Origin of the sequence: Amaricoccus sp. (genome assembly GCF_036846665.1) — a bacterium.
GTDB lineage: Bacteria > Pseudomonadota > Alphaproteobacteria > Rhodobacterales > Rhodobacteraceae > Amaricoccus.
The window spans coordinates 1-2486 of sequence record NZ_DAIUBO010000366.1 but is presented as its reverse complement, the minus strand read 5'-3'; the positions used below and the strand labels follow the sequence as shown (position 1 = coordinate 2486).

The window sequence follows — 2486 nt, the reverse complement described above, 5'->3', positions numbered from 1 at the left end:
TCACCGGAAGTCGGGCCGGACCTCGGCGAGTTCGTCGAGGTGGGCGCGTACATGTCTCTCCAGCACCTTCTGCATCGCGGCTGAGTGATCGCGCATGCTGACCGTTCGCGGCGGCCTGATCGTGACCGGCACGACGATCTCGCTGTCGTCCACTTCGATGGTCACGTCGATCTTGGCATGAACGATCCGCACGTCGCCAACGTCGATCTCGGGGGCTACCTCCTTCAGGCGCCTGAGCGCATTCTCGGAATCGCCGAGCGACAGGAACCACGGCGAGAGACGCAGACGCCCCGTGGCGGTCAGCTGTGCCTCGTCGATCCGCACTTCCCGCAGGGCGACATGCGTGACCTCCCCCTCGGGATCAAAGTTGAACCTGAACTTGTCGCCCTGTCGCTGCAGGGGGCCGAGGGTGTAGAGTTCCTCCTTCGCCGAGGCTTCGAAAATGTCGCCGTCGCCGAGAACATATGCGCCGAAGAGTTTCACCAGCTTCTTGGCGTCCGTCGCGGACTTCGAGCCCACAGCGATTGCGCTCCTTCGCTGGTCGTACTCGATCGTCGACTGCACGATCTCGCGGAACTTCAGCGTGTCCTCGGCGCCTTCCTGGTCGACGTTCTTCGTCTCCGGCTTGGAACCGTGCAGGATGAGCACGCGCAGCAGATCCTCTTCTTCGAACCATCGAACGTCGCAATAGTGCCCATTGTAGCGACCCGCGAAATGCAGCCGCGCCGCCTCGGCGAAGCCATCCTGCACCCCGGCATCATGGTGCCGAAGTTCGACGTCCTCGCGCTCGGCGTCACGTTCGAGCTTGGTCGAGTGCGCAAGAAATGCCGCAGCGCTGAGGGAGCGGTCGAAGATGGGACGGTGGTCGAGCCAGGTGACCAGTGCCATGAAGCGCGGTGTGAAGCGCAGATCGTCAGCGGCGCCCTCGACGCGGTAGGCGGACAGGACATCCACTCCGGCCTCCGAGGCGATCTCCTGGATGATCCGCGCGCCGGCATCGGTCGAAAGCGTCGTGATGTTGTAGAGGGCGAATTGCAGCTTTGCCGGGAATCGCAGGTCAGCCTTCGCGAAGAGACCGAAGATCGCCTCGCGCCGTTCCCCGTCATCCTCCGGCAGCCCATCCCAATCGAAACCGATCTGGCCGAGATAAGGACTCAGCAGGCGATGAAGCAGTTCCAGATCGACAGTCCTGGAGAAGGCGCGGTCGACGAAATTCCTGATCCTCTTTGCCACGGGAGCTCCTTTCGCCCTGAAACCATCTCGCTGCGGTCGTAAACCGGATCACGCTTCCACCGCAGGCATTGCGCTGGCGAGAAGCGCATTCGGTTCACCGGGCGAAGGTGAAATATGTTCCGATTATGTTCTACGCGACAGAACAACCGGGAGTCGAGTCAGATTGGTGCGCATGGTCGCAGCCCGCCATCGTGGGACGGTTCGCGAAGCCGGTGAGTAGAGGCCAGAGGAGACGACCGCTCCGAGGCCCGCATGAAACGCCCCAATCCCCTGCCGCCTGACCAGATGACACTGGCCGAACGCCGCACCGAGCTTTGCGGCCTGCTGGCGCTCGGGCTGGTCCGGTTGCGGAAGCGGGAGATGGGCGAAGTAACTGACGAAACTGGAGAACGTTGCCTACACTATCCGCCCGACCGATGCCCTCATGCAACTCCAACTCACCGGAGGAATGCATGAACAAGCCTGATCCCATCCCCGCGCGCCTGGCCGTGCTGAAGACCACGCCAACGCCGGACCTGAAGAAGCAGTGGCGCGACCTGTTCGACAGCGAGCCGCCCCCGTTCAACCGTCGCTACCTCGAAAGCCGCCTGGCCTACCGCATCCAGGAACTCGCCTATGGCGGGCTGAAGCCCGAGACGATCAGGCGGCTGGAGCGGCTCGGCGAGGAACTGGACGGCGGCGACCGGACGAAGCGGAACATCCGCGCCGATCGCGACCGCCCGATCACCGGCACGCGGCTGCTGCGCGAGTGGCAGGGCGTCGAGTACGTCGTCACCGTCACCGCCGACGGCTTCGAATGGCAGGGGCGGCCGTACAAGTCGCTGTCCGCCATCGCCCGCGCGATCACCGGCACGCGCTGGAACGGCTGGGTGTTCTTCGGGCTCAAGAACCATAGGGGGCGGACATGACGAAACCGCCCGAAAAGTCGAAACCCGTCCGCAAGCTGCGGTGCGCGGTTTACACCCGGAAATCCTCGGAGGAAGGGCTGGAGCAGGAGTTCAACAGCCTGCACGCGCAGCGCGAGGCCTGCGAATCCTACATCGCCAGCCAGCGTTCCGAGGGCTGGGTGCTGGTCCGCGATCAGTATGACGACGGCGGCATCTCCGGCGGCACGCTGGAACGCCCCGGCCTGCAGCGGCTCATCAACGACATCGAGGACGGGCTGGTCGACGTGGTCGTCGTCTACAAGATTGACCGCCTCAGCCGCTCGCTCGCCGACTTCGCCAAGCTGGTCGAGGTGTTCGACCGGAACG

At 64.1% G+C, this 2486-nt stretch carries 3 protein-coding genes; 2 read left to right on the top strand and 1 reads right to left on the bottom strand.

The window, feature by feature from the left end:
- On the bottom strand, window positions 1–1233 hold the full coding sequence (locus V7050_RS20320) for a hypothetical protein (RefSeq protein WP_324375942.1): 1233 nt from the start codon (window positions 1231–1233) through the stop codon (window positions 1–3).
- A 452-nt stretch (window positions 1234–1685) separates the two neighbouring features.
- Between V7050_RS20320 and V7050_RS20315 the strand changes: the two genes are divergently transcribed.
- Both V7050_RS20315 and V7050_RS20310 read left to right on the top strand, forming a co-directional pair.
- Window positions 1686–2141, top strand: a complete 456-nt coding sequence (locus V7050_RS20315; RefSeq protein ID WP_324398296.1) for a DUF2924 domain-containing protein — start codon at window positions 1686–1688, stop codon at window positions 2139–2141.
- Window positions 2138–2486, top strand: a 349-nt coding sequence (locus tag V7050_RS20310) for a recombinase family protein (protein ID WP_324411186.1), incomplete at its 3' end; no start/stop codon positions are given. The genes V7050_RS20315 and V7050_RS20310, both read left to right, overlap by 4 nt.

Excerpts from the sequence above, each read along its gene's own strand:
- V7050_RS20315 (WP_324398296.1), top strand. The coding sequence starts at position 1,686 with ATGAACAAGCCTGATCCCATCCCCGCGCGCCTGGCCGTGCTGAAGACC.